This window comes from Variovorax sp. YR566 (genome assembly GCF_051992195.1).
Taxonomy (GTDB): Bacteria; Pseudomonadota; Gammaproteobacteria; order Burkholderiales; family Burkholderiaceae_C; genus Variovorax.
This window is the reverse complement of record NZ_CP197092.1, coordinates 4,542,749-4,569,040: the sequence shown is the minus strand read 5'-3', so window position 1 is coordinate 4,569,040 and position 26,292 is coordinate 4,542,749. Positions and strand designations below refer to the sequence as shown.

The following is a 26,292-nucleotide window of genomic DNA, read 5'->3' as shown; positions in this document are numbered from 1 at the left end:
GCCCGCGGTTTCAGCCCGGCTGGTACTGGTATAGCCAGGTCTCGGTCAACGTCTGGTCACCGTTCTTCATGTACATGCGCATGTCGATCGGCTCGTTGCCTTCGGGCGTGAAGTCGAACTGTGCGCGCCAGTGGCCCGGCACGCCGTTGGGCACGGCCTCGGCGAAGACGTACGAGAACTTGCCGCGCGCCGCCGTCAGCATCACCTCGGGCTTCACGCCGAAGGGCACGGCCTGCAGCGGCTGTCCGATGAACTCGACCATGAACTTGCGCACGCCCTGCGGACGCGGCTGGCCCGGCTGCCCGCCGCGCCCGATGCGCGTGGCCACGCAGCGCGCAAGCGGCGACGGAAAGGGTTCCTGGTCGGTCCAGTGCAACCGGTATTGCAGGCTGTAGCTGGCCCCGGCCTTCGCATCGGCCTTGGGCACCCAGAAGGCGACGATGTTGTCGTGGATCTCGTCGTCGGTCGGAATCTCGATGAGCTGCACCGAACCCTCGCCCCAGTCGCCCAGCGGCTCGATCCACAGGCTCGGGCGCTTCTCGTAGTTCACGCCGTCCTGGTAGTGGTCGAAGGCGCGATCGCGCTGCAGCAGGCCGAAGCCGCGCGGCTTGGTGTCGGCGAAGGCCGAGGCGCGCGTCTGCGTGGGGTTGTTGAGCGGGCGCCAGATGCGCTCGCCCGCGCCGTTCCAGATTGCGAGGCCGTCGGAGTCGTGCACCTCGGGGCGCCAGTCGATGGCCGTGGGCTTGATGGTTTCCGAGTACCAGTACATCGACGTGAGCGGCACCAGGCCCAGGCGCGACACGTCGCGGCGCAGGAACATGCGCGCGTCGATGTCCATGATGACGGCCTTGCCGCGCTGCATGATGAACTTGAACACGCCCGTGACGCTCGGCCCTTCGAGCAGCGCGTAGACCGTCATCGACGTGGTGTTGTTGGCGGCCGGCGTCTCGAAGTAGAAGCGCGTGAAGGTCGGAAACTCCTCGGGCTTGTCGGGCACTGCCACGTCGAGCGCGATGCCGCGCGCCGACAGGCCGTACTGGTAGAGCTCGCCGATAGCGCGAAAGTACGAGGCGCCGAGGAACGCGACCCAGTCGTTCTTCTGCCAGTCGAGCTTGCTCTGGTCGCCCAGGCGGCTTTCCTGCAGGCGAAAGCCCGCAAAGCCCGCGCCCGGCGGCAGCGCGCGCGCGGGGCTGTCGGGCGGCATCGAGAAGTAGGTGGGGCTGTAGAGCACCTCGCGGGAAAATGCGTCGCCGTCGGTGTTCTCGAGCACGTGCATGCGCACGGGCGTCTGGAAGAAGCGCCCGAGGTGGAAGAAGGTAACGGGGAAGGCGCCGGGCCCGTCGCGGAAGAGGGCGTTGGCGGGGTCGAACTTGATCTTGCCGTGCGCGTCGTAGTCGATGCGGTCGAGCACCTCGGGCGCCAGTGGCGCGGCCGCCGCATAGGGCTTGGCGGCGAGCGACTTCGCCTGTGCGATCAACGCGTCGAAGGAAAAGGGCGTGGGCTGGCTCAGTTGCAGCCCGTTGGCGGCCAGTGCCTCCTGGGGCAGTCCGAGGGCGGCGAGTGCGGCAGCGGCACCACCGGCGGCAAGGAAGGATCGGCGATCAAGCATGTGGTTCTTGAGGGTTGCGAATCTTGAGGGGGAAGAAAGAAAAGCAGCGAAGACGATAGAGCATTCTCCGCGACCGGGAACAGCTGGTAGCTTGACCTGGCCCGGGGCCGCACCGCGTCAGTCATTCCGCGCAGCGCGGGCCGGACAAAGCCGGCACTTCACAAAATTGTGCGTTTATGTATCGGCGACGTCTGTCGCCTTCAGCGCGTAGAGCGCATACAGCGGCACCCCGAGAAACAGCATGACCATCGGCGCGAACAAGGTGTAGGGCAGGCCGATGCCTTCCAGCACGCGGTAAGTGTCGGTCAGCTGCAGGCGCGGATGGGGCTGCGTCAGTTCGGTAGAGCGACGGATGCCCCAGAGGAACTCTGCACCGGTCGTGCGCACCGACGGATGCTGCCTTCCGCGCCCCACCGCAAGCCAGCACATGGCGTCGAAGGCCAGCATCGAGCCTGCGGGCGCGCGTTCGCCGAAGGTGGCGAGCACCGCCTGCACCTGTTCGGGCTTCAGGTACATCAGCACGCCTTCGGTGAACAGGAACACCGGCGCAGCGTTGCGCTTGCGCGGCAGGCCCAGCTGTTCCCACCAGTCGGGCGCGGTCAGGTCGAGCTCGCGCAGGTCGTGGCGTTCATTCGTCTCGGGGATCAGCTCGCGGCGCATTTCGAGCACCTCGGGCAGGTCGGCGTCGGTCATGTGGGACTTGCCGTCGTCCAGCCACTGGAAGTAATGACTAAGGCCGCAACCCATGTTCACCACGCGGCCGCCGGGGTGCTGCTTGAGGAAGTCCTGGGCCAGGCTGCGGAAGCGGCGGGTGCGCGAGAGGATGCTATAGATGGTTGCCCGGTCTTCCGGCAGCGCTTGGCCGTCGTCGCGGATCTGCTCCAGGATGCCCGCGGCGTATGCGTCCCGCACGGCCACTTGCGGAAACATCGCGTCGCCCGAAGCCCGGGCGGCCAGGGGAATCCGCAAGGTCGAAGGAACGGCCGACAGGCGCCGTGCACGTCTGCCGGTGGTCATGGATGCGGAAGAGAGGCCATGCACAAAGTCTGGCCGCTCCGGCATTGCGGGGCAAGTCAGTCTTTGGTTATGCCGGCGGGTGAGAAGCGCATGTCTGCGCAGGCCCGCGCCTTCAGCCTGCGGGCTGTCCAGTCAATGTGCCTCGGGCTTGCCGCGCTGGCGCGCAAGATGGCGATAGATGGTGCTGCGGTGAACATCCAGCCGGCGGGCGGCCTTCGCCACGTCGTGATCGCAGGCTTTGAGTGCCTCGTCGATGGCGTGGCGTGTGATGCTCATCAGCGGTTCGGTGTGTGGCAGGGCATGGGGCGTCGCGTCGTCGGGCGGCGAAGTCCACGCGCCGACCAGATGCGCGGGAAGCATGGCGGTCGTCACCGAATCGCCCACATCGGCCAACGCCACGACCGCACGCAGCGTGCTGCGCAGCTCCCGCACATTGCCCGGCCAGCGGTAGGCGGCCAGCGCTTCGAGCGCATCGCTCTCCAGCCGCAGGTGCTTGGCCGCGCCGCCCGCTTCGAGGAACAGCCGTGAGATCAGCGCGTGCCGGTCGCCGCGCTGGTGCAGCGGCGGCAGGGCGACTGTGAACCCTGCCACGCGATACATCAGGTCGGCACGAAAGCGCCCGGCCTCCACCAGTGCCGGCAGGTGGCCGTGCGTGGCGCAGACCAGGTCGAAGTCCACCGCCACGCCCTGGCCGCCGCCCAGCGGCGTGACCACGCGCTCTTCGAGCACGCGCAGCAGGCGCGTCTGCAGGGGCAGCGGTATCTCCGCGATCTCGTCGAGAAACAGCACCCCGCCGTGGGCCTCGCGGATGCGGCCCGCCATGCCCTTTCGCTTTGCACCGGTGAAGGCGCCTTCCTCGTAGCCGAACAGCTCGGACTCGATCAGCGTCTCGGGCAGCGAGGCGCAGTCCACCGCCACGAAGGGCCCTGCGCTGCGCCGGCTCGCGGCATGCAGCCGGCGCGAGAACACTTCCTTGCCGCTGCCGGTCTCGCCGTTGACCAGCACGGAGACGCCTTCGTTCAGCACCCGCACAGCCTTGTGCAGCAGCGGTTGTATGTCGTCGGCTTCAGTGGTCATGCCCGGGGACGACGTGGCGTGCCGAGTGGTGGTACGCGCTGTATCCTGCGTGTTCGAACGCTCCATCACCATCGCGATCTGCCGCCCGCCCGGCAGCGTCAGCAGGTTGCGCCGGTGCTCCATGCGCGGCCAGTTCGCGCCGAGAAAAGCTTCGGCGTCCAGGTCGAGCAGGCCGTCCCACGAGCGGCTGAACAGTTCGAGCGCTACACGGTTGGCTGCGACGATGCGCCCGCCCTCGATCACCATCAGCCCCTCGCGCGCGGTGCCGATCAGTGCCGGCCGCGCGTGGAAGCGCAGCACGTGGCCGCCGGCCTCGGCCAGCATCATGCGATGCTCGACCTGCTGCGCCGCCATGCGCACCAGCCCCAGAGCATGCGTGTTCACGCGCACCGTCTCGCCCGAGATGTCGAGCGCGCCCGCCAGTTCGCCGCGCCCGGTGAAGATGGGCGCCGCCGCACAGCCGAGCGCGCCGTTCTGCGCCAGGTAGTGCTCGCCGCCCAGCACCATCAGCGCTTCTCGCTCTGCCAGCGCGGTGCCGATGGCGTTGGTGCCCCGGTTGTGCTCCGACCATTCCACGCCGGGCTGCAGCGCAATGCGCTCGGCCTTGGGCAGAAAGTCGGCACTGCCGACCTCTTCGAGGATCAGCCCGCTGGCGTCCGACAGGATCACCACGCAGCCATTGCCGACCGCATGCTCGGCAAGGCCGTCGAGCTCGGGCTGCGCGCAGTTCAGCAGCCGCATGGCCTGCTCGCGCCGTTCGCTCAGCAATGCCAGCGCCATCGGCTCGGGGTCGATCACGTGGTGGTCGACCGGGCGGCTGCGCTGCCAGGAACGCGAGATGTGCGGTGCGATCCACGGCGTAGGGTCGCGGCCCTGCGCGAAGAACAGCTCGCGGGCCTGATCCACTCCGATCGATGGCAAATGCGCTTCACCACTCATGCGTGTCTCCGATAGGTTTTCGCCTTGTGCGACATCCTAGTCGCCATATTCGCGCGAACATGTCGCAGATTGCGAATGAAAACCCGCTCCGGCATCGGTTTGCAGTGCGCAGGTGCCTAGGGAATGTCCCGATCCGGCCGGGTATGTGGCTTGCGGTAGTCCATGCGGGCCGCCGCATGTCGTGGCGCCACTACCTTGCATATGGAGACAAAGTCATGGACATGCTCGAACCGGGCAAATTCGGTACCGCGGTGCCGTTCAAGAAGCGCTACGGCAACTACATCGGCGGCGAATGGGTCGCGCCGGTGGACAACCAGTACTTCGAGAACATCACACCCGTCACCGGCAAGGTCTTCTGCGAGGTGCCGCGCTCCACGGCGGCCGACATCGACCGCGCGCTCGACGCCGCGCACAAGGCCAAGGGCGCCTGGGGCCGCACCTCGACCACCGAGCGCGCCAACATCCTGAACAGGATCGCCGACCGAATGCAGGAAAACCTGGCGGTTCTGGCGGCCGCCGAAACCTGGGACAACGGCAAACCCATCCGTGAAACCACGGCGGCCGACCTGCCGCTGGCCATCGATCACTTCCGCTACTTCGCCTCGTGCATCCGCTCGCAGGAAGGCGGCATCAGCGAGATCGACCATGAAACCTTCGCGTACCACTTCCACGAGCCCATCGGCGTGGTCGGCCAGATCATTCCCTGGAACTTCCCGATCCTGATGGCCGTGTGGAAGCTGGCGCCCGCGCTGGCGGCCGGCAACTGCGTGGTGCTGAAGCCGGCCGAGCAGACGCCGGTGTCGATCCTGATGCTGATGGAAATCATCGGCGACCTGCTGCCGCCGGGCGTGCTGAACGTCGTCAACGGCTTCGGCGTGGAGGCCGGCAAGCCGCTGGCGTCGAGCAACCGCATCGGCAAGATCGCCTTCACCGGCGAGACCACCACCGGCCGGCTGATCTCGCAGTACGCGAGCCAGAACCTGATTCCGGTCACGCTGGAGCTGGGCGGCAAGTCGCCCAACATCTTCTTCGCCGACGTGATGGACAAGGACGACGGCTTCTTCGACAAGGCGCTCGAAGGCTTCACCATGTTCGCGCTGAACCAGGGCGAGGTGTGCACCTGTCCGTCGCGCGCGCTGATACAGGAGTCGATCTACGACCGCTTCATGGAACGCGCGCTGAAGCGCGTGGCCGCCATCAAGCAGGGCAGCCCGCTCGACATGGCAACGATGATCGGCGCGCAGGCTTCCAGCGAGCAACTCGAGAAGATCCTGTCGTATCTCGACATCGGCAAGCAGGAGGGTGCGAAGGTGCTGATCGGCGGCGAGCGCCAGAAGCTCGAAGGCGACCTGGCCGACGGCTACTACGTGAAGCCGACCGTGTTCAGGGGCCACAACAAGATGCGCATCTTCCAGGAGGAAATCTTCGGCCCCGTGGTGTCCGTCACCACCTTCAAGGACGAGGAAGAAGCGCTCGCCATCGCCAACGACACGCTCTACGGGCTGGGCGCCGGCGTGTGGAGCCGCGACATGAACCGCGCCTTCCGCATGGGCAAGGGCATCCAGGCCGGCCGCGTGTGGACCAACTGCTATCACCACTATCCGGCGCATGCGGCCTTCGGTGGCTACAAGCAGTCGGGCATCGGTCGCGAAAACCACAAGATGATGCTCGACCACTACCAGCAGACCAAGAACCTGCTGGTGAGCTACAGCGAGAACAAGCTGGGCTTCTTCTGATGACCGGCGAAGTCCTGCGCGTCACCGCGACCGATGCCGCGCTCGCGTTGATCGACAGGCTCGCCGCAAAGCACGGCCCGCTGATGTTCCATCAGTCGGGCGGCTGCTGCGACGGCAGTGCGCCCATGTGCTACGGGCGTGACGAGTTCATCGTGGGCGACTACGACCGGCTGCTCGGCCACATCGGCGGCATGCCGTTCTACATCAGCGGGCCGCAGTTCGAGTACTGGCAGCACACGCAGCTGATCATCGACGTGGTGCCGGGGCGCGGCGGCATGTTCTCGCTGGAGGGGCCGGAAGGCTTGCGCTTCCTGACGCGCTCGCGGCTCTTCACCGACGAGGAGTGGGCGGTGCTGGAGGCCGAAGAGGCGAAGTAGCAGGGGAAGGCGGGAGGGCGTTGCGCAGATAGACTGGGGGCGTTTTTCGATCAATCTCCAAGGAGCACCCCGTGAAGATCAGCGCGCCCCGAGTCCGGCTGCGCGCCGGACTTTTCCGTTTGAAGGAAATGTGGTTTCCGCGAAAACCACTTTCCCGGTGACCTGGCCGACGCCATAGTTGCCGACCACCAACCCCAGCACAAGAACAGGAAACCGAATGAGCACCCTCGACATCGTCGGCCTCTGCGGCAGTCTTCGCACCGGCTCCATCAACCGGGCCGCCCTGAACCTCGCAGGCTCGCTGATGCCCGAGCCGATGGCCATGGAGGTCGTCGAATGGCGCGAGGTGCCGGTGTTCGACGCAGACGTGTTCGCCAAGGGCTACCCGGCATCGGTGCAGGCGCTGCGCGACCGCATCCGCCGCGCCGACGGCGTGGTGATTGCCACGCCCGAATACAACTTCTCGATTCCGGGCGGGTTCAAGAACATGATCGACTGGCTCAGCCGCGGCGAAGACCAGCCCTTCGCGCACAAGCCGGTGGCCATCCTGTCGGCATCGCCGGGGCCGGTTGGCGGCGCGCGCGTTCAGTACGACCTGCGCCGCGTGCTGTTGTTCGTGAACGCGATGGTGCTGGCGAAGCCCGAGGTCTTCATCGGCGGCGCGGGCGGCAAGTTCGACGCGGACGGCAACTGCACCGATGAGACGACGCGCAAGTTCGTCGGCGACCAGATGAAGGCGTTCGAGAAGTGGATCGCGGCGGTCAAGCGGATGGCGGCTGGCTGAGTCTTCGCCCGCTAGGTCGATGAGGCGAGTAGCTGACGCACCAACAGTTGTGCAGCGGGCGAGAGCGTGGCCCCCATCTTCGTCGCCATCAGTAACCGCCGCGTGGCCCACGCATCCTTCAGCCGCACGACCTTCAGATCGAGCGCCGCAACCTGCGCCTTGCACGCGGCCAGCGGCACCACGCCGATGCCGAGATTGGCTGCGATCATGTGGCACATCGCATCGAAGCTGCGCACCTGCACGCGCAGGCGCATCGGAATGCCGGCCTGCTCCGCCGCGCGCGACGTGAGCTCCAGCAGCGAACTGCTGCGGTTCAGGCCGACGAATTCGTGCGCGAGGCAGGTCTTGAAGTCGACCTGCTTCACTCGGCTGCGCGCCAGCGGATGCTGCTTTGCGCACAGCACCACGAGCTCGTCGGTCTGGAAGGGCGCGACGTCGAGCCCATAGGCGGGCGTGTTCTCCGCGAACACGCCGACGTCGGCGAGCCCGTCGACCAGTGCGCGCACGATGTCGCCGCTCAATTGCTCTTCGACCTCCACTCGGATGTCGGGATGCTGCGCGAGAAAAGTCGCGAGCGTCGTGGGCAGGAACTCGGTCAGTGCCGACATGTTTGCCCACAGCCGCACGTGGCCGCGCACGCCGCTTGAGTAGTCGTTGATCTCGTTGCTGAACTGCTCGAAGCCCTGGAACAACCGCATCGCATGCTGCATCGCCACATGGCCGGCGGGCGTGAGCGCGATGCCTTGCGCGCTGCGTTCGAGCAGCTTCGATCCCGTTGCTGCCTCGAAGTCCGAAAGCCGCCGGCTTGCCGCCGACAGCGCGAGGTGGCACGCCTCCGCGCCCTTGGTGATGCTGCCCGACTGCGCGACCGCGCAGAACAGGCGCAGCGTCACGAAGTCGACGCGGGCGGGGTTGATCGGGCTGGGCATCGGCGGATTCTAGAGAGGCGGGGCCACCCCTTCGCGTTTTGCGAAGAGGTACTGCCATCACAGCAATTCCGCTCCTCGCGATCTGTTCCTAGAGTTGAGGCCAACCCAACAAGGAGACGGACGCGGACATGAATGCACTCGAAGGCCTGAAAGTGCTGGAGCTTGGCCAGCTCATTGCCGGCCCCTTCGCCGGCAAGACGCTGGCGGAGTTCGGCGCCGATGTGATCAAGGTCGAGCCGGCCGGCGTCGGCGACCCGCTGCGCAAGTGGCGGCTGCTGCGCGATGGCACTTCGGCATGGTGGGAGGTGCAGTCGCGCAACAAGCGTTCGGTGTGTCTCGACCTGCGCAGCGCCGAAGGCCAGGAGGCAGCGCGCGCGCTGGCGCTCGAGGCTGACGTGCTCATCGAGAACTTCAAGCCCGGCACGCTCGAAGGCTGGGGCCTGGGGTGGGAGCAGCTGCACGCGTTGAACCCGCGGCTGATCATGCTGCGCATCTCGGGCTACGGGCAGACCGGGCCTTATCGCGACAAGCCCGGCTTCGGCGTGCTCGGCGAATCGATGGGCGGGCTGCGTTATCTGAGCGGCGAGCCGGGTCGGGTGCCGGTGCGCGTGGGGGTGTCGCTGGGCGACACGCTGGCGGCGCTGCATGGCGTGATCGGCGTGCTGACCGCGCTGCACCATCGTATGGCTCATGGCGGGGAAGGGCAGTTCATCGACGTGGCGCTGTACGAGTCGGTGTTCAACGTGATGGAAAGCCTGCTGCCCGAGTACGACGCCTTCGGCGCGGTGCGCGAGCGCGCCGGCAGCGCGTTGCCCGGCATTGCGCCGACCAACGCCTACCGGTGCAACGACGGACACTACGTGCTGGTGGCCGGCAACGGCGACAGCATCTTCCGCCGGCTGATGCGAGCCATCGGGCGCGCGGACCTGGAGAACGACGCGGAGCTCGTGCACAACGATGGGCGCGTGCGGCGCGTGGCGGAGATCGACGCCGCCATCGAGGCATGGACGCTGCAGCGCAGCCGCGATGAAGTGCTGGCCGCACTCGACGCTGCTGGCGTGCCGGTCGGGCGCATCTACACCGTGGCCGACATCGCGAGCGACCCGCAGTACCTGGCGCGCGAGATGATCGTTGAGGCGCCCACATCGGACGGCGCCACGCTGAAGGTGCCCGGCGTGGTACCCAAGCTCAGCGCCACGCCGGGACGCATCGCGCACCCGGCGCCACGCCTTGGCGAGCACACCGGCGATCTGCAAAGCGCCGGCTGGCCAGCGCGCCGCGCGGAAAGCGGGCTTCTCGTATGAAGACGGGCAACGGCACGCGGCTGCTCATCAACGAGGTCGCCACCCGCGACGGCTTCCAGATGGAGAGCCGCTTCATTCCCACCGACGACAAGGTGGCGCTGATCGACCAGCTCAGCGGGCTGGGCTACGCCAAGATCGAAGTCACGTCGTTCACTTCGGCAAAAGCGATTCCGGCATTGCGCGACGGCGAGGAGGTGATGCACCGCATCGCCCGGCGCCCCGGCGTGGTCTACACCGCGCTGGTGCCGAACGTGCGTGGTGCCGAGCGCGCGCTGGAAAGCCGCATCGACGAATTCAACATCGTCATGTCGGTGAGCGAGACGCACAACCTCGCCAATTTGCGCATGACGCGCGAGCAGTCGTTCGCGCAGCTGGCCGGGGTCGTTGCGCTGGCGAAGCAGGCCGGGGTGCCGGTCAACGTGTCGCTCTCGTGCGTGTTCGGCTGCCCGATGGAAGGCGAGGTGCCGCTGGCAGCGGTAAGAGGCTGGATCGACCGCTTCGCTGCGCTGGAGGCGCAGGGCATCACGCTGTGCGATACGACGGGCATGGCGTACCCCACGCAGGTGCAGGCCCTCTGCGAGAACGTCATCACGGTTCATCCCCAGATGGACTGGACGGCCCACTTCCACAACACACGCGGCATGGGCCTTGCAAACACAGTGGCCGCCGTCGAGGCCGGCATCCACCGGCTCGACATGTCGCTCGGCGGCATCGGCGGTTGCCCCTATGCCCCGGGCGCGACCGGCAATGTGGCGACCGAAGACGTAGTGCACATGCTGCAGTGCATGGGCTACGACACCGGCATGGACCTGGGCGGCCTGATCGCCGCCGCGGCCGAGCTGGAATCGCTCGTACAGCATGAGCTGTCGAGCCAGGTCTCGCGCGCAGGCCATCGGCTGACGCGGCATGCACCGCCCGCGGATTTCAACGACATCGTTGCCCGTGCCAAGGAGCGCGGACAGAAGGAGCTTCACCCATGATCGACCACTTGGACCATCTCGTGCTGACGACTGCGCACGAAGAAGCCTGCACCCGTTTCTACGTCGATGTGATGGGCATGGCGCTCGAAAGCTTCGGCGCCGGCCGCAAGGCTTTTCGCTTCGGCAACCAGAAGATCAACCTGCACATCAAGGACCACGAGTTCGAGCCCAAGGCGCAGCTGCCGACGCCGGGGTCGCTCGACCTGTGCTTCATTGCCAGCGTGCCGCTCGAAGAAGTCATCGCGCGGCTGAAGGAGCACGACGTGCCGATCCTCGAAGGCCCCGTGATGCGTACGGGCGCTACATCGCGCATCCGCTCGGTCTATGTGCGCGACCCCGACCTGAACCTGATCGAGATATCGGAGCTGGCACCCTGACGGCGCGGCCCCGAAGACAGCAAGCCAATACAAAACCACCGGAGACAAACCATGAAACCCATCCACCGCCTTCTCGCGGTCGGCCTTGCGCTGGCTGCCTCGGCTGCAAACGCCGACACCTGGCCCTCGAAGCCGATCACCATGATCGTGCCCACGTCGCCGGCCGGCTCCACCGACATCATGGCGCGCATGGTCGGCGATCCGCTGCAGCGCGCGCTGGGCCAGCCCGTGGTCATCGACAACAAGCCTGGCGCCAGCGGCAACATCGGCACCGAGTTCGTGGCGCGCGCCGCGCCGGACGGCTACACACTGCTGATGCAGTACTCGGGCTTCCACGTCGGCAACCCCTCGCTCTACCCGAACATCAGGTGGAGCCCGACGAAAGACTTCGTGCCGGTGGCGATGGTGATGCGCGCGCCGCACGTCGTCGCGGTGAGCGGCAAGCTCCCGGTGAACTCGATGAAGGAACTCATCGAATACGGCAAGAAGAAGGAGGGCGGCTTGTTCTACGCCTCGTCGGGCAACGGCTCGATCCAGCACATTGCGGGCGAGTTGCTGTCGCGGCAGTCGAAGCAGGCGATGACGCATGTGCCCTACAAGGGCTCGGGCCCGGCCATCAACGACCTGATCTCGGGCAACGTCGACATGTTCATCACCACGCCGCCCTCGGTCATCGGCCACTTCGCGGGCGGGCGCATCAAGGCGCTGGCTTATACGGGCACAAAGCGGCATCCGTCGATGCCCAATGTGCCGACATCGGCCGAGGCGGGCCTGCCGGGCTACGAGGTCGAGTCGTGGTTCGCGGTGTTCGCGCCGGCGAAGACGCCGCCCGAGGTCGTCGCCAGGCTCGGCGCGGAGCTGAAGAAAATCGTGGAGAGCGAAGCCTTCCGCAAGAAGGTCGACGAGCAGGGCGCCTTCGCGACCTACATGGACTCGCCGACGCTCGCGAAGTTTGTCGACCAGGAGCTGGCGACCTGGTCGAAGGTGATCAAGTCGGCGGACATCAAGCCGGATTGAAAGGGGCGGGGCCCTCAGTCTTCCTGGTAGACGACCTTGAAGGTCTCGCACAGCACCGGCATGCGCAGGTCGGGCTTCCTGCCGAGACGCTCGCATTCACCGCTGAAGTACTTCCAGTGGCCTTCGCGCCAGTAGCGCAGCGAGCAATCGCCTTCGGCCTCGACGGCCACGAAGTCTTCACCGACCTCATCGAAGGGCATGACCACCACGCTGAGGGTTTCGATCACGCATAGGGGCTTGCCATGCCAGTCGGTCACCACGCTCAGGTCACCGGGCTTGGGCCGTGGCCTGCCGGTCGATTCGAAGGACCATTCGAGGCTCGCGGTGCCGCGCTTGCGCCCGTCCAGGACGAGCTTTGCCAGTTCGGTGGCGCCGGCCTCGTTGTCGTCGAAGTAGAAGGCCTCGCCAAAGCGGGCGGACACGTCGGCGCCGACGGTGGCCTGGAATCGCTCCCAGAAGGGAAGAGTGCTGGATGGAATGGTCATGTCGGGCGGCCTGGAGTCGAGCCCCAAGCCTGCCACAGCATGAACGGCTACAGCTTGACGTTGATGATCGACAGGATGATTGCCGAGAGCGTCAGCGCGACGGGCACCTTCTGCACAGCGAGCGCGTGGGCCCGTGCGAACGAGGCCTGCGTTTGCAGCAAGAGGCTGGTTTCGGAATGGATACGTGTGGACATTTCAGACTCCTGAGTGGTTGCGGGCTTCCTGCCCTGCATGGCCTCAACGATAGGCCTCGCTGCGCGCAACGGAGCAGGCGTTTCGACGACACGGCGTTTCCGTTTTCGCAACGATCAGGTGGCTTGTGGCCGGAACTTCCGGCGGGCCCCTGCAATCGTCGGGCTCAACCCGCGATCAGCTTCTGCACCAGCTCGGCCGTGGTCGCAGCCGCGTACTTGCGCATCAACCGCGCCCGGTGCAGCTCCACCGTGCGGTGGCTGATGCCCAGCGCCTTGCCGATTTCCTTGGAGGTCAGCCCGCGCATCACCTGCGCCGCCACCTCGCGCTCGCGTGGCGTGAGTTCGGCCTTTACTGCGCGGCGCGAGCCCAGGTCTTCGAAAGTCCAGATGCCGGCCTCGTGCGGGGCGGCGCGATTCATCGCATGGCCCGTGACGTGGCACCAGAAGGTTTCGCCTGCAATGGCGCCGTGCAGGCCACCCAGGCGCCTCATCATGCGGTTGTCGGCGTAGTGCCCGCTGGCGTTCAGAAAGGGCTCCATGCGCTTGCCGATGCGCTCGAACTCGGCCACGCTGGGGTACAGGATGCTGAACGAATGCCCGACCAGCGCGGAGGGCGTTGCGCCAAAAATCTCGCACACGCGCACGTTGCAGGCCACGATGGTGCGGTTGCTCGAAACCACCATGCCGACGGGTGCATGCTCAAAAGCCAGCCGGTAATCGATCTCGGGCATCGGGGGTCACCATTACGAAATACTACGTATGCGAGTAGGTAGTATCGTTCAGGGCTTTCCCACCCACTCTCCATTCATCCATCAAGGAGCCCGAGTGAACAAGATTTATCCCTCCGCAGACGCGGCACTCAAGGGGGTCGTGGCCGACGGGCAGATGCTCGCGGTCGGCGGCTTCGGCCTGTGCGGTATTCCCGAAGCGCTGATCGAAGCGCTCAAGGATTCCGGCGTGCAGAACCTCACAGTTGTCTCGAACAACGCGGGCGTCGACGGCTTCGGCCTCGGCAAGCTGCTGGAAACGCGCCAGATCAAGAAGATGGTCGCCTCCTACGTGGGCGAAAACAAGGAGTTCGAGCGCCAGTACCTGGCCGGCGAACTCGAGCTCGAATTCACGCCCCAGGGCACGCTGGCCGAGAAGCTGCGCGCCGGCGGCGCGGGTATTCCGGCCTTCTTCACCAAGACCGGCGTGGGCACGCAAGTGGCCGAAGGCAAGGAACTGCGCGAATTCGACGGCGAAACCTACGTGATGGAACGTTCGCTCGTGCCCGACGTGGCACTGGTCAAGGCCGACGTGGCCGACAAGTCGGGCAACCTGCGCTTTCGCCTGACGGCGCGCAACTTCAACCCGGCCGCTGCCATGGCCGGCAAGATCTGCATCGTCGAGGTCGAGAAGATCGTCGAAGTGGGCGAGCTGGCCCCCGACGACATCCACCTGCCGGGCATCTACGTGCACCGCATCGTGCTCAATGCAAACCCCGAGAAGCGCATCGAGAAGCGCACCGTGAGCGCCTCGGTCGATGCCGCCGCCGCCAAGGTCGAGGCCCAGACCGCCATCGCCCAGGCCGCCGCCACCAGCGAAGTGCCCGTGCCCACCGTGCCCGCCAACAAGAAAGAAGGAGCCTGAGATGCCCTGGACCCAAGACCAGATGGCGGCCCGTGCCGCGCAAGAACTCGAAGACGGCTTCTACGTCAACCTCGGCATCGGCATTCCGACGCTGGTGGCCAACCACACCGGCACGAAAGAAGTTTGGCTGCAGAGCGAGAACGGCATGCTCGGCATTGGCCCCTTCCCGACCGAAGACCAGGTCGACGCCGACCTGATCAACGCCGGCAAGCAGACCGTGACCACGCTGCCCGGCTCGGCCATCTTCGGCAGCCATGACAGCTTCGCGATGATTCGCGGCGGCAAGATCAACCTGTCGATCCTGGGCGCGATGCAGGTCAGCACCAAGGGCGACCTCGCCAACTGGATGATCCCCGGCAAGATGGTCAAGGGCATGGGCGGTGCGATGGACCTGGTGGCTGGCGTGAAGCGCGTGATCGTGCTGATGGAACACGTGGCCAAGAAGAAGGACGGCACCGAGGACCTGAAGATCCTCGAGAAGTGCACCCTGCCGCTGACGGGCGTGGGCGTGGTCGACCGCATCATCACCGACCTGGCCGTGATGGACGTGGTGCCCGAGGGCCTGAAGGTCGTCGAGCTGGCGCCGGGCGTCAGCTTCGACACGCTGCAGTCCAAGACCGGCGCCAAGCTGATCCAGTAACAGGGCAGCGAACGCAACGACAACGAAGGGCAGGGCCGCGAGAGCGGGCCCTGCCTTTTTCTTTGGAGCACGCAGGAATGAATGCAAGCGAAGTTCTGGGCGGCATCTGGCGGCAGGCAGGCTTGCCCGCAGAAGCCTTGCCGTTTGTACGGCCTACGGGCGCCGACCCGGTGCTGCCGTCGTCTTTCGCGGTCGGCGTGGCGGCACAGAGCACCATCGCTGCGGCGGCACTGGCTGCCTGCGAGCTCGGGCACCTGCGAGGTTCGGCGCGCCAGCAGGTCGGCGTCGACATGCAGCATGCGGCGCTCGACTGCACCGGCTGGTTCAGCCTCGACGGGCGCGTGCCCGATCCGTGGGACACCTTCTCGGGGCTGTACCGCTGCGCCGATGGCTGGGTGCGCATTCACGCGAACTTTGCGCATCACCGCGATGGGGCGTTGAAGCTCATGAAGCTGGATCCGGCCACTGCCACGCGCGCCGAAGCCGAGGCGGTGATGGCGACTTGGCGCGCGCATGAATTCGAGGATGCCGCTGCTGCGCAAGGGTTGGTGGCAACCGCGCTGCGCCGTTTCGACGAGTGGGACGCCACGCCGCAAGGCCAGGCCATTGCGGCGCAACCGCTGTTCACCATCGAACGGATCGGCGACGCACCGCCGCTCGCGCTGACGCCGCTGCGCGAAGATCAACGGCCACTCACCGGCGTGCGCGTGCTGGATCTGACGCGGATCCTCGCGGGTCCGGTCGGTGGCCGCGCGCTGGCGGCGTATGGCGCCGACGTGATGCTCGTCAATTCGCCGAACCTGCCGAACATCGAATCCATTGCCGACACCAGCCGCGGCAAGCTCTCGACGCATGTGGACCTGCGCACCGACGAGGGCCGGGCCGTGCTGCAGCATCTCGCCACGCAGGCGCATGTCTTCGTGCAGGGCTACCGGCCCGGCGGCGTCGCATCGCTGGGTTTCGGGCCGTCGGAGCTGGCGCGGTTGCGGCCGGGCATCGTGTGCGTGTCGCTGACGGCCTACGGCACCCAAGGTCCGTGGGCCAATCGCCGCGGTTTCGATTCGCTCGTGCAGACCGCAATGGGCTTCAACCACGCCGAAGGCGAGGCCGCTGGTGACGGCAAGCCGAAACCGCTGCCGATGCAGATCCTCGACGAAGCCACCGGCTACCTGATCGCATTCGGTGCCGCCGCTGCGCTGTGGCGACAGCAGCAGGAGGGCGGCAGCTGGCACGTGCAGGTGTCGCTGGCGCAGACGGGGCATTGGCTGCGCAGCCTCGGTCGCGTACCCGGCGGCTTGTCGATTGCAAGGCCCGACCTCAAGCCGTACGTCGAGACCTCGGCCTCCGGCTTCGGCGAACTGGCCGCGTTGCGCCACAGCGCGCAGCTGTCGCGAACGCCCGCCGCGTGGCCGCGCCCTTCGATGCCACCGGGCAGCCATCCGCCGGTGTGGCCGGCCGACACAGCGAAGTGAGAAACTGGGCCGATGCCCTACCTCGACATCGACAACCTCCAGGCCGTTTTCCTCGACGACGATGCGCTCCGCGCGCGGCACCTGGCGCGGCTGCCCTGCGGCCCGGTGCAGATCACGAGCGGGCGCGTTGTGGCCTGCGACCCGCTGGTGCAGCCCGAGCGGCAACCCTTTGCGCGCGAGCTGCAGGCGCGCGGCGCCTTCCCCGTCGAAGTGCTGCACGACAAGGGGCGGCATGCGCTGGCGGTGCTGTGGCTGCGTGACCGCGGCAGCCTGCGCGCCGCCGATCTGAACTGGCAGATGGCGCTGATGGAAGGGGAGTCGCTCGAAGCGTTGGGCGACGGCGAGTTCTACGGCTACCCGGTCGACGCAGGCGTCGGCTGCTTCATGGACCCCGACGCCGCAGCCGCCATGGCCGAGCGCGACAAGCGCGAATCCGCCGACCCCGATTTCATCAGCTACTACGACGACGTGCTCGCGGGCGAGATGGGCGACGCCAACGTCGTCGACCACTACCCGCTCGGGCCGGGCTCGGCGAGCAACATGGTGATCTTCCGCTCGGGCTGGGGCGACGGCAGCTACCCCAGCTTCTGGGCGCTCGACGCGGCAGGCGAACCCGTGGCGCTGGTGACCGACTTCATGATCATGGAAGGCGGCGACGCACGCGACGAGGACGACAAGCGCAGCGATGCCTACAAGGCCAGTCTCTCGCCCGAAAAGTCGGCGGCGCTCGATGCATTGGGCGCGGCGGCTGTCGAAGGCGATGTGGCGGCAATCAAGGCCCTGCTCGGTGCGGGCCTCGCACAGCCCAACGAGATCATTCCGTCGTTCGGCGAGTCCGCGATCACGAGCGCCATCCGCATGAACCAGCTCGACGCGCTGCGCGTGTTGCTGGGCGCGGTGCAAGGCCTGCCGATGCCGCCGCGGCTCTACAGGATGGACAAGGAAGAGAGCTACATCGACTATGCGCGCCGGCTCAAGAAGCCGCGCGTGGAAGGGCTGATCGAACTGCTGGAGAAGGCTGCAGCGCCCGCGGCAAAGCCTGGATTTCTGAAGCGCCTTTTTTCCTGAGCTTGTCCTGAGCGCTCAGGCGCCCAGCGCAGCCCGCACCTTGTCTCCCAACCCGCGCAGCCGCTCGACCGGCTCGTTGGAAAACACGAAGCGCAGATACTGCGCGCCATGCGTCTCGCCCCAGCCTTGCATTGCCGTGGCGCAGACGCGATGCGACAGCAGGCGCTGCGACAGCGTCTGCCCATCGATGCCGAAGTCGCTCGTGCGCAGCAGCAGCGACCAGCCACCGCCCGGCACACCGACAGGCAGGCCGCGAAGTTCGTCCAGCACCGTGTCACGCCGCCGCTCCAGCTCGCCCACGTACGGCGCGAGCGTGCGCACCGATTGTTCCAGCGCCGTTGCCACTGCATCCTGCGCGATGCCCACCGGCACCACCACATTGGCCAGCGACACGGCCACGAGATCAGGCATGTAGCTCTCGGGCGCCACGGTCCAGCCGACGCGCCAGCCGATCATGCGCAGCTCCTTGGCCGACGAGCCCACGGTGATCGTGCGCTCGGCCATGCCGGGCAATCCTGCCGGGTGGATCACTTGCCGGCCGTCGAACAGCAGGCGTTCCATGGCGCTGTCGAGGATCAGCGTCAGGTCGTGCTGCACGCACAGTGCGGCGATGGCACGCCAGTCGTCTTCATCGAAGCAGCCGCCCGTGGGCATCGAGGGCGACATCAGCAGCATCACGCGCACGCGGGGGCTGATGGCGGTGTGCAGTGCGGCGCGATCGAGCTTCCATTCGCCGCCGGGGTTGAACTGGAACGGCACGTACTTCGGCGTACCGCCGGCGAGGCGGATGCGGTTGAGCAGCCCCGCGTAGGTCGGATCGGTCACCAGCACTTCGTCGCCCACCTCGACGGTCGCGAGCAGCGCATTGAGGATGCCCGAGAGCCCGCCTGCCGAGATCACGCAGTTGCGCGCACCGTTGTACGCCACGCCCGACAGCGCCGACACATGCCGCGCCGCCACGTCGCGCAATCGCGACTGGCCGACGAAGGGCAAATAGCTGTTGTCCGAGTCTTCCGAGGCCGCACGCACGGTGCGCGCGATGGCTTCGGGGTCGGGCGGGATGTCGACGTCGAGGTTCTCGAGCCGTAGAAACGGCGGGCCATCGGCATCGTCGGCAATGGCACCCATGCGGTCGACGCCGATGCCTGCGATGTGTTCAAGACGTGCGGGGCGGTGGCGTGGCATGGGGCGGGTCTCCGTGTTTGGGGGAGGCTGGCTACGGGGCTGGCCTGCGCGGGCGGGCCGGGCGTTGCTGCTGCTGTGACGCGTCATTCTCATCGCCGGGCGGGGCCAGAAGCAACAGCGCCTGCCGCGCCTGTACCGTCTCGCGCAGGAAGTTCCACACCGTCTGCATGCGCCCGAGATGCTTGGTCTCTGCCGGCATCGACATCCAGAACGTGCGCGTGAAGTTCGCCTGCCCCGGCAGCACGGGACGCAGCGCGCTGTCGTTCTCCGCGATGAAGGCCGGCAGCACCGCGATGCCCGCGCCGGCCACCACCGCGCTGTGCTGCGCGAGCACGCTGGTGCTGCGCAGCGCGAAGGCGTCGGGGCGGTGCAGCTCGTCGAGGTACTGCAGTTCCTTGCTGAAGAGCAGGTCGTCGACGTAGCTGATGAAGGTGTGGCCGCGCAGGTCTTCGCGCGTCTTGATGGGCTTGTGTGCGGCCAGGTACTTTTTCGACGCATAGAGCCGCAGCGTGTAGTCGGTGAGCTTGGTGACCACCACCGGCCCGCGCGCCGGGCGCTCGAGCGAGATCACGATGTCGGCCTCGCGCCGCGACAGATGCACGAGGCGCGGCATCGCGAGCAGGTCGATGGTGAGCTTCGGATGCTGCACCGCGAACAGCGCCAGCTGCGGCGCCAGCACCACCGTGCCGAAGCCCTCGGTCGCGCCGATGCGCACCAGCCCCGACAGGCCTTCCTGCGAGGCCGGCGCTGCGCTTTCCACGGTGCGGAAGGCGCTCTCCATTGCCTCGACCTGCGGTTGCAGCCGCCGGCCCGCCTCGGTGAGCCGGTGGCCGCCCGATTCGCGCGAGAAGAGCGGGGCGCCGACTTCCTTTTCCAGTGCCTGGATGCGGCGCGCGACGGTGGTGTGGTCGACCTCGAGCCGGCGGGCCGCGCTCATCAGCGTGCCCGAGCGGGCGAGTTCGAGGAAGTAGCGAAGGTTGTCCCAGTCCATGTGCCCTCGTGTTTTTGGTTTGAGGCTCTGCATTTTTGCAAAGCGGCCGCGCATATTTGTCTATTGTCATGGCAAATCTGCAAAGCTAGGATGCGTGACCGAACCGGCCAGACCGGCACCCGAATTTCACCGGATTCACAGGAGACAAACCCCATGGACGCCACCACCACGCCCTCGACCCAGGTCGCCACCGTCAAATTGCTGATCGGCGGCAAGCTGGTCGAATCGAAGACCACCGAATGGCGCGACGTCGTCAATCCGGCCACGCAGCAGGTGTTGGCCCGCGTGCCCTTCGCGACGCCGGCCGAGCTGGATGCCGCCGTGGCCTCTGCCAAGGAAGCCTTCAAGACCTGGCGCAAGACACCCATCGGTGCGCGCGCCCGCATCTTCCTGAAGCTGCAGCAACTCATTCGCGAACACATGGGCGAGCTCGCCGCGATCCTCACGGCCGAGCAGGGCAAGACGCTGCCCGACGCGGAAGGCGATGTGTTCCGCGGCCTCGAGGTGGTCGAGCACGCATCGAACATCGGCAACCTGCAGCTCGGCGAGCTGGCCAACAACGTGGCCAATGGCGTCGATACCTACACGCTGCTGCAGCCGCTGGGCGTGTGCGCCGGCATCACGCCGTTCAACTTCCCGGCCATGATTCCGCTGTGGATGTTCCCGATGGCCATCGTCACCGGCAACACCTTCGTGCTGAAGCCCTCCGAGCAAGACCCGATGGTCACCATGCGCCTGTGCGAACTGGCGCTCGAAGCCGGCATTCCGCCCGGTGTGCTGAACGTGGTGCATGGCGGCGAAGCCATCGTCAACGGCATCTGCGATCACAAGGACATCAAGGCGATCAGCTTCGTGGGTTCGACCAAGGTCGGCACACACGTCTACAACCGCGCCACGCTGAACGGCAAGCGCGCGCAATGCATGATGGGCGCGAAGAACCACGCCATCGTGATGCCCGACGCCAACAAGGAGCAGACGCTCAATGCGCTGGCCGGCGCGAGCTTCGGTGCCGCTGGCCAACGCTGCATGGCCGTGTCGGTCGCGGTGCTGGTGGGCGAGGCGCGCAACTGGGTGCCCGAACTCATCGAGAAGGCGAAGACGCTGAAGATCGGCGCCGGCACCGAGAAGGGCGTGGACGTGGGCCCGCTGGTTTCGTGCGCAGCGTACGACCGCGTCAACAGCCTCATCGAACGTGGCGAAGCTGACGGTGCTCAACTGGTGCTCGACGGCCGCAAGCCCACCGTACCCGGCTACGAGAAGGGCAATTTCGTCGGCCCGACGATCTTCACCGGCGTGAAGCCCGGCATGACGATCTATGACCAGGAAATCTTCGGCCCGGTGCTTTGCATTGCCGATGCAGAGAACATCGACGAAGCCATCGAGCTGATCAACAGCAACCCGAACGGCAACGGCACGGCGATCTTCACGCAGTCGGGCGCTGCGGCGCGCCGCTTCCAGGAAGACATCGACGTGGGCCAGGTCGGCATCAACGTGCCGATTCCGGTGCCGGTTCCGATGTTCTCGTTCACCGGCTCGCGTGCGTCGAAGCTGGGCGACCTGGGCCCGTACGGCAAGCAGGTCATCATGTTCTACACGCAGACCAAGACGGTGACGGCACGCTGGTTCGACGACAGCACCGTCTCGCACGGCGTGAACACGACGATCAGCCTCAAGTAAGAAGTCCGCCGGATGGACTTCGAACTTTCCGAAGAGCAGCGCGCCTTCGCACAGACTGCGCGCGACTTTGCTCAGGCCGAGTTCGCGCCCCACGCGGCGCAGTGGGATGCCGAGGCCATCTTCCCGAAGGAGGCCATCGCAAAGGCCGGCGAACTGGGCTTCTGCGGCCTCTACGCGCCCGAGCGCGTCGGCGGCCTCGGCCTGCCGCGACTCGACGCAGCGCTGGTGTTCGAGGAGATGGCCGCGGTCGACCCCTCGACCACGGCCTTCATCACGATCCACAACATGGCGACGTGGATGCTCGGCACCTGGGCGACCGATGCAGTGGCGCAGCAGTGGGGCGAAGAACTGACGAGCGGGCGCAAGCTCGCCTCGTACTGCCTGACCGAGCCCGGCGCCGGTTCGGATGCTGGCTCGCTCAAGACGCGCGCCGAGCTGCAGGGCGCCGATTACGTCATCAACGGCGGCAAGGCCTTCATCTCGGGCGCGGGCTCAACCGACGTGCTGGTGCTGATGGCGCGCACGGGCGGCGCGGGCGCGAGCGGCATCTCGGCCTTTGCGGTGCCGGCCGACGCGCCGGGCATCAGCTACGGCAAGAAGGAGCACAAGATGGGCTGGAACAGCCAGCCCACGCGCACCATCAATTTCGACAACGTGCGCATCCCCGCGCAGAACCTGCTGGGCAAGGAAGGCGAGGGCTTTCGCATCGCCATGAAAGGGCTGGACGGCGGGCGCATCAACATCGCGACCTGCTCGGTGGGTGCTGCGCAGGGCGCGCTGGATGCAGCGCGCCGCTACCTGCACGAGCGCCAGCAGTTCGGCAAGCCGCTGGCGAGCTTCCAGGCGCTGCAGTTCAAGCTGGCCGACATGGCGACCGAACTGGTTGCTGCGCGGCAGATGGTGCGGCTCGCGGCATCGAAGCTCGATGCCGGCCATGCCGATGCGAGCACCTATTGCGCGATGGCCAAGCGCTTTGCGACCGATGCGGGCTTCAACGTCTGCAACGACGCGCTGCAGCTGCACGGGGGCTATGGCTACCTGAGCGAGTTCCCGCTGGAGCGGCTGGTTCGCGATGCGCGGGTTCACCAGATCCTCGAAGGCACCAACGAGATCATGCGCGTGATCGTTGCGCGAAAATTGCTGGAAGGGGACAGCGATATCCGCTGAAGCCCCGCATCCAGAACCCCTCAAGACAATGACCGACTCCGTAGTTCTCTTCGACGAAATCAAGACCGCCGGTGGCCAGCGCTTTGCCGTGGCCACGCTCAACGCACCGGCTTCGCTCAACGCGCTGTCCGTGGACATGGTGCGCCTGCTCACGCCAAAGCTGCGCGAGTGGGCGCAAGACGCCGGCATCGTCGGCGTGCTGCTGCAGGCGGCAGGCGAGAAGGCCTTCTGCGCCGGCGGCGACCTGCGCCAGCTCTACCAGACGCTGCTCGACTGCGGTCCCGCGCGCAACACCTACGCCGAAGACTTCTTCCGCGAAGAGTACGAGCTCGACTACCTGATCCACACCTTCCCCAAGCCCTTCCTGTGCTGGGGCCACGGCATCGTGATGGGCGGCGGCGTGGGCCTGCTGGCCGGCGCATCGCACCGCGTGATGACGCTGCAAAGCCGCATCGCGATGCCCGAGATCAACATCGGCCTGTACCCGGACGTGGGCGGCAGCTGGTTCCTGCGCCGCACGCCGGGCCGCACGGGGCTGTTTCTCGCGCTCACGGCCGCCAACGTCAACGCCGCCGACACCATCTTCTGCGGACTGGCCGACGTGCTGGTGCCGCAGGAGCGCAAGGGCGAAGTGCTCGAAGCTATCGGCGCCACGCAGTGGGCAGGCGAGCAGAAGGCCGACCGCGCCACGCTGTCGCGCATCCTCGCCAAGGCGGGCGAGGGCGCGGAGATGCCGGCCTCGAAGGTGCGAGAGCACTACGACACCATCAACGCCCTGATGGCTGGCGACGACCTGCTCGACATCGCGAAGCGCCTGCATGACCTGCAAAGCGACGACGCGTGGCTGCAGACGGCGGCCAAGACCTTAGCCAAGGGCGCGCCGAGCTCGGCCGCGCTGAGCTTCGAGCTGTGGCAGCGCGTGCTGCGCATGTCGCTGGCCGAAGTGTTCCGCCTCGAATACTGGGCTTCGCTGGGCTTCTGCGCGCACAAGGACTTTGCCGAAGGCATCCGCGCCGTGCTGGTCGACAAGGACCGCAACCCGCGCTGGAGCCCGGCCACGCTCGACGAGATCACGCCCGCCTTCATCGAAGACCACCTGCGCCCGCGCGGCGAAATGCCTGCCGAGCTGGCGTCGCTGGTCTGAGTTTCATCATTTCCCGCACAGAACAACGGAGACAAGACAAATGAAGATCGCATTCATCGGCCTCGGCAACATGGGCGGCCCGATGGCCATGAACCTGCTCAAGGCCGGCCACACGCTCAGCGCCTTCGACCTCTCGGTCGAGGCCTGCAAGAAGTTCGGCGGCGACGGCCTGCCCATTGCCGCTTCGGCTGCAGAAGCGGTGGTCGACGCCGAAGTCGTCATCAGCATGCTGCCGGCCAGCGCGCATGTCGAGGGCCTGTTCCTCGGTGGCGCTGGCAAGCCCGGCCTGCTCGACAGCATTCGCGCCGGCACGCTGGTGATCGACAGCAGCACCATCGCCGCGGCCACGTCGCGCAAGGTGGCTGAAGCGGCCGCCGTCAAGGGCATCGCGATGATCGATGCGCCCGTGTCGGGCGGCACTGGCGGCGCGATTGCCGGTACGCTGACTTTCATGGTCGGCGGCGAAGTGCAAGACCTGGAGCGCGCGCGTCCGGTGCTCGAAAAGATGGGAGCCAACATCTTCCACGCTGGCGCTGCCGGTGCGGGGCAGACAGCGAAGATCTGCAACAACATGCTGCTCGGCATTTTGATGATCGGCACTTCGGAGGCGCTGGCGCTGGGCGTGGCCAACGGGCTCGATCCGAAGGTGCTGTCGGAGATCATGCGCCGCAGCTCGGGCGGCAATTGGGCGCTCGAAAAGTACAACCCGATGCCGGGCGTGATGGAAACTTCGCCCGCCTCGAAGAACTATGCCGGCGGCTTCGGCACCGACCTGATGCTCAAGGACCTGGGGCTCGCGCAGGAAAACGCGACCGCCGTGCGCGCGGCAACGCCGCTGGGTGGGTTGGCGCGCAGCCTCTATGCGGCACACAGCCTCGCGGGCCATGGCGCGCTCGATTTTTCGAGCGTGCTGAAGCTGGTACAGAAGGCGTCCTGAGCCGGACGCTGGCGGTGGTCAGCCGTAGTGGGAGTGCAGGGCCCAAAGCAGGCCGATCACCACCACGAACAACACGGTGAAGAGCACCCAGGCGCGCATGATCGCCTGGTTTTCCGTGATTTCGGCAGGTGCAGCCGATGCGGGAGGCGGGCTAGGAGCGGCGGGCGGTGCTTGGGTCATGCCCGACTGTACCCCGCGGCGAGGCCGTGCTGGCCAGCTTTGCAGAAGCGTCCATCCGCGACATCGCCCACATGATGCCGGCCGCCACGAGGTTGGCCCCCACGCTGAAAAGAATCGGCAGCAGATAGCTGCGGCTCACGTCGAAGGCAAAGCCCGCAGCGGCCGGGCCGACCAGCGTGCCGAAGGCCACGCTGGTGTAGAGCACGCCGATGATCGCGCCGATGTTGCGTCCGCCGAAGTAGTCCATCACCAGCGCCGGCAACAGCGCGACAAAGCCACCGTAGAACGCGCCGTAGAAAAACGCGAACACCGCCAGCCCCCAGAAGCCGCTGGACGCTGCCCACACGAGCAGCGACAGCGCCATGCCGGCCGACATCAGCAGCATGGTCTGCGCGCGTCCCATGCGGTCGGCCAGCCCGCCCAGAAAGAAGCGCCCGGCCGTGCTGCCGACGCCGATGGCGCCCAGCAGCAGCACCGCGTGCGCATTGGGCACGCCATGGTCCAGCGCGTAAGGCACCAGATGCACGAAGGGCACGAACAGGCCGAAGGAACTGATGAGGCAGGCCACGTACAGGCCGGCGAAGCGCCGCGAGCGCACGGCATCGCGCACCGTGAAGCCCTCGGCCTGGGCGGACGTGGCCAGAGGCTGTGGCGGATCGCCGTCGGGGCCGAGCCCGCGGTCGCGCGGGTCGTTCTCGATCAGCAGCGCCATGCCCACGCCCACCACCACCGCCAGCGCGCCTAGCGCCAGGTAGGCGTTCCGCCAGCCGAGCGTCTCGATGAAGAGCGAGGCCAGCGGCGGCATCACCAGCGTGCCCACGCCGATGCCGCTCACGGCCAGCCCCGAGGCAAAGCCGCGCCGCCTGACGAACCAGCGCTGCACAGCGCCCAGTACCGGCACGTACGACGCACCGACCCCGAGGCCGACGCCCAGCCCGTAGGCGAGATAGATCTGCGTCAGGCTCCGCGCCTGCCCCGCAAGCGCCAGCCCCAGCCCGACCAGCACCATGCCGGCGACGGCCAGCCGCCGCGAACCCCAGCGGTCGGCCAGCGGGCCGCTGAGCACCCCGAGGCCGAAGTAGAGAAAGCCCGCCAGCGAGAACACCAGCGAGACCGAGCCGCGCGAGGCGCCGAAGTCTTTCTGCAGCGATTCGAGAAAGGCGCTGAAGGTGTAGGCGCTGCCGAAGCCGACGAAGGTCACGGCAAAGGCGCCTGCGACCACCAGCCAGCCGCGGAAGAGGCCACCGGCTTGCGATGAGGTTGGCGTGTGGCTCAAGGGCATAGACCTTTAAAGATCAGAATATCTGAATTGATTGATTTCGGGTGTGCGAATATTCCCGCTTATCAATCTGAGCCGCAAACCAGAATTTCTGC

General features: G+C 66.8%; 26 protein-coding genes. 15 read left to right on the top strand and 11 right to left on the bottom strand.

Features of this window, described 5'->3' with window-relative positions; translation table 11 throughout:
- Positions 1–10 precede the first annotated feature (10 nt).
- The 3 genes from ACTG4X_RS21505 to ACTG4X_RS21495 form a co-directional block, all read right to left on the bottom strand.
- A complete protein-coding gene (locus ACTG4X_RS21505) occupies positions 11–1,609 on the bottom strand; it encodes a glucan biosynthesis protein (protein ID WP_093073292.1) in 1,599 nt (532 codons plus the stop codon).
- Between the two features lie 174 nt (positions 1,610–1,783).
- A complete protein-coding gene (locus tag ACTG4X_RS21500; protein ID WP_093055615.1) occupies positions 1,784–2,626 on the bottom strand; it encodes a class I SAM-dependent methyltransferase in 843 nt (280 codons plus the stop codon).
- Between the two features lie 132 nt (positions 2,627–2,758).
- A complete protein-coding gene (locus ACTG4X_RS21495) occupies positions 2,759–4,642 on the bottom strand; it encodes a sigma-54-dependent Fis family transcriptional regulator (protein WP_440531862.1) in 1,884 nt (627 codons plus the stop codon).
- 215 nt (positions 4,643–4,857) lie between these two features.
- On the opposite strand from ACTG4X_RS21495, the gene adh reads away from it, so the two are divergent.
- The 3 genes from adh to ACTG4X_RS21480 all read left to right on the top strand — a co-directional run bounded on the left by adh (position 4,858) and on the right by ACTG4X_RS21480 (position 7,539).
- Positions 4,858–6,378, top strand: coding sequence for an aldehyde dehydrogenase (gene adh, locus ACTG4X_RS21490; protein WP_440531861.1), 1,521 nt, complete (start codon positions 4,858–4,860; stop codon positions 6,376–6,378).
- Positions 6,378–6,755: a DUF779 domain-containing protein gene (locus tag ACTG4X_RS21485; protein WP_093055621.1), complete on the top strand. Its 378-nt coding sequence runs from the start codon at positions 6,378–6,380 to the stop codon at positions 6,753–6,755. Before adh ends, ACTG4X_RS21485 begins: the two co-directional genes overlap by 1 nt.
- Positions 6,756–6,972: 217 nt before the next feature.
- The gene (locus ACTG4X_RS21480) at positions 6,973–7,539 is read left to right on the top strand and encodes an NADPH-dependent FMN reductase (RefSeq protein ID WP_093055623.1); all 567 of its coding nucleotides are present in this window, start codon (positions 6,973–6,975) and stop codon (positions 7,537–7,539) included.
- An 11-nt stretch (positions 7,540–7,550) separates the two neighbouring features.
- On the opposite strand, the gene ACTG4X_RS21475 is transcribed toward ACTG4X_RS21480, so the two are convergent.
- Entirely contained in the window at positions 7,551–8,468 is a 918-nt protein-coding gene (locus ACTG4X_RS21475; protein ID WP_093055624.1) for a LysR substrate-binding domain-containing protein, read from the bottom strand.
- Positions 8,469–8,596: 128 nt separating this feature from the next.
- Between ACTG4X_RS21475 and ACTG4X_RS21470 the strand changes: the two genes are divergently transcribed.
- The 4 genes from ACTG4X_RS21470 to ACTG4X_RS21455 are packed head-to-tail and all read left to right on the top strand — an operon-like array spanning position 8,597 to position 12,146.
- On the top strand, positions 8,597–9,772 hold the full coding sequence (locus ACTG4X_RS21470) for a CaiB/BaiF CoA transferase family protein (protein WP_354338246.1): 1,176 nt from the start codon (positions 8,597–8,599) through the stop codon (positions 9,770–9,772).
- On the top strand, positions 9,769–10,752 hold the full coding sequence (locus ACTG4X_RS21465; protein WP_440531860.1) for a hydroxymethylglutaryl-CoA lyase: 984 nt from the start codon (positions 9,769–9,771) through the stop codon (positions 10,750–10,752). Before ACTG4X_RS21470 ends, ACTG4X_RS21465 begins: the two co-directional genes overlap by 4 nt.
- Entirely contained in the window at positions 10,749–11,129 is a 381-nt protein-coding gene (locus ACTG4X_RS21460; protein ID WP_093055629.1) for a VOC family protein, read from the top strand. Before ACTG4X_RS21465 ends, ACTG4X_RS21460 begins: the two co-directional genes overlap by 4 nt.
- Positions 11,130–11,180: 51 nt before the next feature.
- Complete coding sequence (locus ACTG4X_RS21455) at positions 11,181–12,146, top strand: Bug family tripartite tricarboxylate transporter substrate binding protein (protein ID WP_435458578.1); 966 nt, start codon at positions 11,181–11,183, stop codon at positions 12,144–12,146.
- A gap of 14 nt (positions 12,147–12,160) precedes the next feature.
- Here the strand turns inward: ACTG4X_RS21455 and ACTG4X_RS21450 are convergent, their stop codons facing one another.
- From ACTG4X_RS21450 to ACTG4X_RS21440, 3 genes are all read right to left on the bottom strand, one after another.
- A complete protein-coding gene (locus ACTG4X_RS21450; protein ID WP_440531859.1) occupies positions 12,161–12,631 on the bottom strand; it encodes an ASCH domain-containing protein in 471 nt (156 codons plus the stop codon).
- 47 nt (positions 12,632–12,678) lie between these two features.
- Positions 12,679–12,825, bottom strand: coding sequence for a hypothetical protein (locus tag ACTG4X_RS21445; protein ID WP_176928800.1), 147 nt, complete (start codon positions 12,823–12,825; stop codon positions 12,679–12,681).
- A 164-nt stretch (positions 12,826–12,989) separates the two neighbouring features.
- On the bottom strand, positions 12,990–13,556 hold the full coding sequence (locus ACTG4X_RS21440) for a LuxR C-terminal-related transcriptional regulator (RefSeq protein WP_093055635.1): 567 nt from the start codon (positions 13,554–13,556) through the stop codon (positions 12,990–12,992).
- A gap of 94 nt (positions 13,557–13,650) precedes the next feature.
- On the opposite strand from ACTG4X_RS21440, the gene ACTG4X_RS21435 reads away from it, so the two are divergent.
- From ACTG4X_RS21435 to ACTG4X_RS21420, 4 genes are all read left to right on the top strand, one after another.
- Positions 13,651–14,457: a CoA transferase subunit A gene (locus ACTG4X_RS21435; RefSeq protein ID WP_307615446.1), complete on the top strand. Its 807-nt coding sequence runs from the start codon at positions 13,651–13,653 to the stop codon at positions 14,455–14,457.
- Between the two features lies 1 nt (position 14,458).
- Positions 14,459–15,097, top strand: a complete 639-nt coding sequence (locus ACTG4X_RS21430) for a 3-oxoacid CoA-transferase subunit B (RefSeq protein ID WP_093055639.1) — start codon at positions 14,459–14,461, stop codon at positions 15,095–15,097.
- Positions 15,098–15,174: 77 nt separating this feature from the next.
- Positions 15,175–16,569, top strand: a complete 1,395-nt coding sequence (locus ACTG4X_RS21425) for a CoA transferase (protein WP_440531858.1) — start codon at positions 15,175–15,177, stop codon at positions 16,567–16,569.
- A gap of 12 nt (positions 16,570–16,581) precedes the next feature.
- Positions 16,582–17,637 (top strand): DUF4241 domain-containing protein, encoded by a 1,056-nt coding sequence (locus ACTG4X_RS21420; RefSeq protein WP_440531857.1) that lies wholly within the window; start codon positions 16,582–16,584, stop codon positions 17,635–17,637.
- A 15-nt stretch (positions 17,638–17,652) separates the two neighbouring features.
- Here the strand turns inward: ACTG4X_RS21420 and ACTG4X_RS21415 are convergent, their stop codons facing one another.
- Both ACTG4X_RS21415 and ACTG4X_RS21410 read right to left on the bottom strand, forming a co-directional pair.
- Positions 17,653–18,822 (bottom strand): pyridoxal phosphate-dependent aminotransferase, encoded by a 1,170-nt coding sequence (locus ACTG4X_RS21415; protein WP_440531856.1) that lies wholly within the window; start codon positions 18,820–18,822, stop codon positions 17,653–17,655.
- Positions 18,823–18,853: 31 nt separating this feature from the next.
- Complete coding sequence (locus tag ACTG4X_RS21410; protein WP_440531855.1) at positions 18,854–19,813, bottom strand: LysR family transcriptional regulator; 960 nt, start codon at positions 19,811–19,813, stop codon at positions 18,854–18,856.
- Positions 19,814–19,966: 153 nt separating this feature from the next.
- Between ACTG4X_RS21410 and ACTG4X_RS21405 the strand changes: the two genes are divergently transcribed.
- Genes ACTG4X_RS21405 through mmsB form a run of 4 tightly spaced genes read left to right on the top strand, consistent with a single transcriptional unit; the run spans position 19,967 to position 24,738 of the window.
- Entirely contained in the window at positions 19,967–21,490 is a 1,524-nt protein-coding gene (locus ACTG4X_RS21405; protein WP_093073314.1) for a CoA-acylating methylmalonate-semialdehyde dehydrogenase, read from the top strand.
- Positions 21,491–21,502: 12 nt separating this feature from the next.
- Positions 21,503–22,657, top strand: coding sequence for an acyl-CoA dehydrogenase family protein (locus tag ACTG4X_RS21400; RefSeq protein WP_093055649.1), 1,155 nt, complete (start codon positions 21,503–21,505; stop codon positions 22,655–22,657).
- Positions 22,658–22,685: 28 nt separating this feature from the next.
- Positions 22,686–23,801 carry an enoyl-CoA hydratase/isomerase family protein gene (locus tag ACTG4X_RS21395; RefSeq protein ID WP_440531854.1) on the top strand — a complete coding sequence of 372 codons (1,116 nt, stop codon included), beginning with the start codon at positions 22,686–22,688 and terminating at the stop codon, positions 23,799–23,801.
- A 40-nt stretch (positions 23,802–23,841) separates the two neighbouring features.
- Entirely contained in the window at positions 23,842–24,738 is an 897-nt protein-coding gene (gene mmsB / locus ACTG4X_RS21390) for a 3-hydroxyisobutyrate dehydrogenase (protein ID WP_440531853.1), read from the top strand.
- Between the two features lie 18 nt (positions 24,739–24,756).
- Here the strand turns inward: mmsB and ACTG4X_RS21385 are convergent, their stop codons facing one another.
- Both ACTG4X_RS21385 and ACTG4X_RS21380 read right to left on the bottom strand, forming a co-directional pair.
- Positions 24,757–24,918, bottom strand: coding sequence for a hypothetical protein (locus ACTG4X_RS21385; RefSeq protein WP_177192697.1), 162 nt, complete (start codon positions 24,916–24,918; stop codon positions 24,757–24,759).
- Positions 24,890–26,200 carry an MFS transporter gene (locus ACTG4X_RS21380; RefSeq protein WP_440531852.1) on the bottom strand — a complete coding sequence of 437 codons (1,311 nt, stop codon included), beginning with the start codon at positions 26,198–26,200 and terminating at the stop codon, positions 24,890–24,892. Before ACTG4X_RS21380 ends, ACTG4X_RS21385 begins: the two co-directional genes overlap by 29 nt.
- Positions 26,201–26,292: the final 92 nt, after the last annotated feature.

Coding starts and splice junctions, on each gene's coding strand:
- ACTG4X_RS21505 (WP_093073292.1), bottom strand. CDS start 1,609: ATGCTTGATCGCCGATCCTTCCTTGCCGCCGGTGGTGCCGCTGCCGCA.
- ACTG4X_RS21500 (WP_093055615.1), bottom strand. CDS start 2,626: ATGACCACCGGCAGACGTGCACGGCGCCTGTCGGCCGTTCCTTCGACC.
- ACTG4X_RS21495 (WP_440531862.1), bottom strand. CDS start 4,642: ATGAGTGGTGAAGCGCATTTGCCATCGATCGGAGTGGATCAGGCCCGC.
- adh (WP_440531861.1), top strand. CDS start 4,858: ATGGACATGCTCGAACCGGGCAAATTCGGTACCGCGGTGCCGTTCAAG.
- ACTG4X_RS21485 (WP_093055621.1), top strand. CDS start 6,378: ATGACCGGCGAAGTCCTGCGCGTCACCGCGACCGATGCCGCGCTCGCG.
- ACTG4X_RS21480 (WP_093055623.1), top strand. CDS start 6,973: ATGAGCACCCTCGACATCGTCGGCCTCTGCGGCAGTCTTCGCACCGGC.
- ACTG4X_RS21475 (WP_093055624.1), bottom strand. CDS start 8,468: ATGCCCAGCCCGATCAACCCCGCCCGCGTCGACTTCGTGACGCTGCGC.
- ACTG4X_RS21470 (WP_354338246.1), top strand. CDS start 8,597: ATGAATGCACTCGAAGGCCTGAAAGTGCTGGAGCTTGGCCAGCTCATT.
- ACTG4X_RS21465 (WP_440531860.1), top strand. CDS start 9,769: ATGAAGACGGGCAACGGCACGCGGCTGCTCATCAACGAGGTCGCCACC.
- ACTG4X_RS21460 (WP_093055629.1), top strand. CDS start 10,749: ATGATCGACCACTTGGACCATCTCGTGCTGACGACTGCGCACGAAGAA.
- ACTG4X_RS21455 (WP_435458578.1), top strand. CDS start 11,181: ATGAAACCCATCCACCGCCTTCTCGCGGTCGGCCTTGCGCTGGCTGCC.
- ACTG4X_RS21450 (WP_440531859.1), bottom strand. CDS start 12,631: ATGACCATTCCATCCAGCACTCTTCCCTTCTGGGAGCGATTCCAGGCC.
- ACTG4X_RS21445 (WP_176928800.1), bottom strand. CDS start 12,825: ATGTCCACACGTATCCATTCCGAAACCAGCCTCTTGCTGCAAACGCAG.
- ACTG4X_RS21440 (WP_093055635.1), bottom strand. CDS start 13,556: ATGCCCGAGATCGATTACCGGCTGGCTTTTGAGCATGCACCCGTCGGC.
- ACTG4X_RS21430 (WP_093055639.1), top strand. CDS start 14,459: ATGCCCTGGACCCAAGACCAGATGGCGGCCCGTGCCGCGCAAGAACTC.
- ACTG4X_RS21425 (WP_440531858.1), top strand. CDS start 15,175: ATGAATGCAAGCGAAGTTCTGGGCGGCATCTGGCGGCAGGCAGGCTTG.
- ACTG4X_RS21420 (WP_440531857.1), top strand. CDS start 16,582: ATGCCCTACCTCGACATCGACAACCTCCAGGCCGTTTTCCTCGACGAC.
- ACTG4X_RS21415 (WP_440531856.1), bottom strand. CDS start 18,822: ATGCCACGCCACCGCCCCGCACGTCTTGAACACATCGCAGGCATCGGC.
- ACTG4X_RS21410 (WP_440531855.1), bottom strand. CDS start 19,813: ATGGACTGGGACAACCTTCGCTACTTCCTCGAACTCGCCCGCTCGGGC.
- ACTG4X_RS21405 (WP_093073314.1), top strand. CDS start 19,967: ATGGACGCCACCACCACGCCCTCGACCCAGGTCGCCACCGTCAAATTG.
- ACTG4X_RS21400 (WP_093055649.1), top strand. CDS start 21,503: ATGGACTTCGAACTTTCCGAAGAGCAGCGCGCCTTCGCACAGACTGCG.
- ACTG4X_RS21395 (WP_440531854.1), top strand. CDS start 22,686: ATGACCGACTCCGTAGTTCTCTTCGACGAAATCAAGACCGCCGGTGGC.
- mmsB (WP_440531853.1), top strand. CDS start 23,842: ATGAAGATCGCATTCATCGGCCTCGGCAACATGGGCGGCCCGATGGCC.
- ACTG4X_RS21385 (WP_177192697.1), bottom strand. CDS start 24,918: ATGACCCAAGCACCGCCCGCCGCTCCTAGCCCGCCTCCCGCATCGGCT.
- ACTG4X_RS21380 (WP_440531852.1), bottom strand. CDS start 26,200: ATGCCCTTGAGCCACACGCCAACCTCATCGCAAGCCGGTGGCCTCTTC.